The sequence below is a fragment of the Atribacter sp. genome, assembly GCF_035418125.1.
Lineage (GTDB): Bacteria > Atribacterota > Atribacteria > Atribacterales > Atribacteraceae > Atribacter > Atribacter allofermentans.
Genome location: NZ_DAOLQM010000281.1, coordinates 1 through 2,650, shown reverse-complemented (window position 1 = coordinate 2,650; position 2,650 = coordinate 1). Strand labels below are relative to the sequence as shown.

Annotated in this window: 2 protein-coding genes; one reads left to right on the top strand and one right to left on the bottom strand. The window is 39.4% G+C overall.

Going from position 1 to position 2,650, the window contains the following annotated elements:
* The first annotated feature begins 114 nt into the window (after positions 1–114).
* Positions 115–1,455: a hypothetical protein gene (locus PLK24_RS10520; protein ID WP_324478922.1), complete on the top strand. Its 1,341-nt coding sequence runs from the start codon at positions 115–117 to the stop codon at positions 1,453–1,455.
* 37 nt (positions 1,456–1,492) lie between these two features.
* Here the strand turns inward: PLK24_RS10520 and PLK24_RS10515 are convergent, their stop codons facing one another.
* Positions 1,493–2,419, bottom strand: a complete 927-nt coding sequence (locus PLK24_RS10515; RefSeq protein WP_324478920.1) for a hypothetical protein — start codon at positions 2,417–2,419, stop codon at positions 1,493–1,495.
* Between the last annotated feature and the right edge of the window lie 231 nt (positions 2,420–2,650).

The window sequence follows — 2,650 nt, the reverse complement described above, 5'->3', positions numbered from 1 at the left end:
TCCCCCATTGAGGGGGGATTCAGGGGGGTGTGCCTTTATCGTTTTTTGTTTGATCACTTTTCACTTATTCCGGTATTTTCAGGATAGATTTTGAGAATGAGGAGGAAAAATGGAGTGCTTGATTTTCTAAAAAAATCTTTTCAAATTTCTATCTTCATTTTCCTTTTTTTTATCTTTTATATACCTCTATCAACCAATGCCCAAAATCAAACTCAGATTGATGCAATATTGGGAAAAGCTATTCAGTTATTTCAAGAGGGAAATTATCTTGATGCTTACATTGAACTTGAAGCTGTTTTAAAAATTGAACCTCATAATACCCAGGCTCTTAATTATAAGCTTCAATGTGAAACAAATCTCGGAGGAACACCTTCTGCTGGCATAGCTTCTCTAACCCCAAATCCTACTCCAACCGAACCAACTCCGATTTCTACTCCTCAATATACCCCCAAACCAACTATCGCTGCCACTTCTCTCCCTGAGGATTTAGCAACACCAAGCATTCTTCTTCAACCCTCTCCAATCCCTCATCAATCAATCGAACCAAATACTGATTCACAAAACACGATTCTTATCACCCCTGTAGTAAGTCCTACAAAGAACCAGCAGTTATTCATTGCCGATCCTCCTGGATGGGTTAAGCAATCGATCAACGATCCCTCTCAAATGGCATATTTTCAGCTTCCCAACCAACAACGAATTGTAATTGCTGAATTGATTGTTTTTCAAGAAACTCTTGATAGCAATAAAACCCTGGAAGAATACTTAGAATATATTCAAAAAAATCGATTAAAACCACCTGAGTTTGAACTTTATGTTCCGCTCGAAAGCAAGTCAACTACTCTAGCAGGCCTTCCTGCGGTTCAACATGATTTTCTATTTAGTAATGGAACTCTGCAGCTTAAAGCGCGGTCCGTTTTAGTTATTTATAATAAAATAGCTTACTTTTTTCTTTTTTACTCCAGCATTGCCGACTTTAACCAATTAGAAACTAATTTTAACCAGGTTTTAGAATTAGTTACAACCGAAGAAAAAAACCAAAGCCAGCCTCCTATTGAATTAAGCTTCGTCAGTCAAGCAGGTCTAGTTGGTATTCATGTTCCGCTTCCTCAGGGAACGATTCTCAAGGAAACTTCTTCAAATCAAACTATCTATAATGGTCCTAACCAAAGTCTAATTGAAATAGTAGTATCAGATTTAATCGATCAATTGAAACAAGCTGAAGCGGGCGCAGTATCAGGAAAATCTTTCCAAAATCAGTCAAACCTAACCGCAGGTTCTCAAGTCATTGAGATAAAGCTTTACCAATATGTTGAAAATAATCGCAATTTTGCCCTGCTCACAGCTTATTACGTTGGGAAACCCCTTCTGATAATTATTTCCCTTCCCCAAGATGAATACCAAACTGCCCAGCCATGGCTAACTCAACTGATCCAATCGATTGACTTTACATAAAACCATAAATTTTTGTGAGATCAAATAATTGTCGGTCTCACCTTTCATAACGAATATCGTCAAGATAAAAAGTACAACCATCAGGATTTAAGGTCCGATTTACAATAAAAGAAAACCCACCTTTAATGTTGCTTAGATCCTTACCGGATAAATCAAGAGTGTACTGTTTCCATTTGCTGGTCAGTGTAATAAAACCAGTTGTTGCGCCGGCTACCATAAATTTTACCTTTTCTGTTGCCTTCTCTCCTCTCGCCCAAAAAGTAAGCTGATTTGACCCTGTAAGGTTTTTTCCGTTAGGTTCATATCCCGTTGTTGGATCTGGATATTGCCAGTATAGACCCGCCCATCCTTTGATAGGGGTTCGAGATGTTGAATAAATCAACTTAAGGCATGAGGGGATAGAATGGGGATCTTCTGTGGAGCTTATATCGAGAGATAAGTCATCAGCATCTCCTAATCGTCCGGTCAGAGAAAATAGATCTTCAATATAAGCAGGAAAAACGACTTGACCAACTCCGCTTGCCACTTGTGATTGTGAATCAACCTGCTGAATCGGGGCGGGTTTTAAATTTAAAAAATATTTGTTATTTCTTTCTTCACCGTTACTCCCTATGCCGGTTATAATCACTTCATAACGTCCAGGTAAAGAATTTTTATCCACCATAATAGATAGTTCCGAGCTGAAACCCGGTCGGGATGGACCAGAAACTGGAGAAAAAGTATAATTCGTTCCCTCAGGTCCGCCCGAGGCGCTTAAGCTCACTCGTTGCCGATTCCTCCAAGTCGCATCTATTCGTATTTCAGTAGTTATTTTTTCTCCTTGTAAAACCGATCCCTCTTGAGAGCTGAGACTTAGAGTGAAATTATTGGGTAATCCTAAAAAAAAGCTGATTACAGCAACAGTGGCACTAATACCAGCAATAATCGGAGTAAAATTGATAGGTCCTCTCGACGTTTTCTCCAACTCCCCTTTTTAGAAATTTTCTTTTTTAAAAACTGCAAACCAACGATGAGTATTATCTCTCTTTGGTATTCCTAATCAAAGAAAAGGGCACACCCCCCCTGTATCCCCCCTCAATGGGGGAATAAGTCAAACAATTCCTCTCCTTGTTCGAACGGTGCCGTTTTTACGGCGGGGAGGGTGTCTTTAATCCGTCATCCTGGACACTCTTCCCTTCTTCTTTTTCTCCCCCTC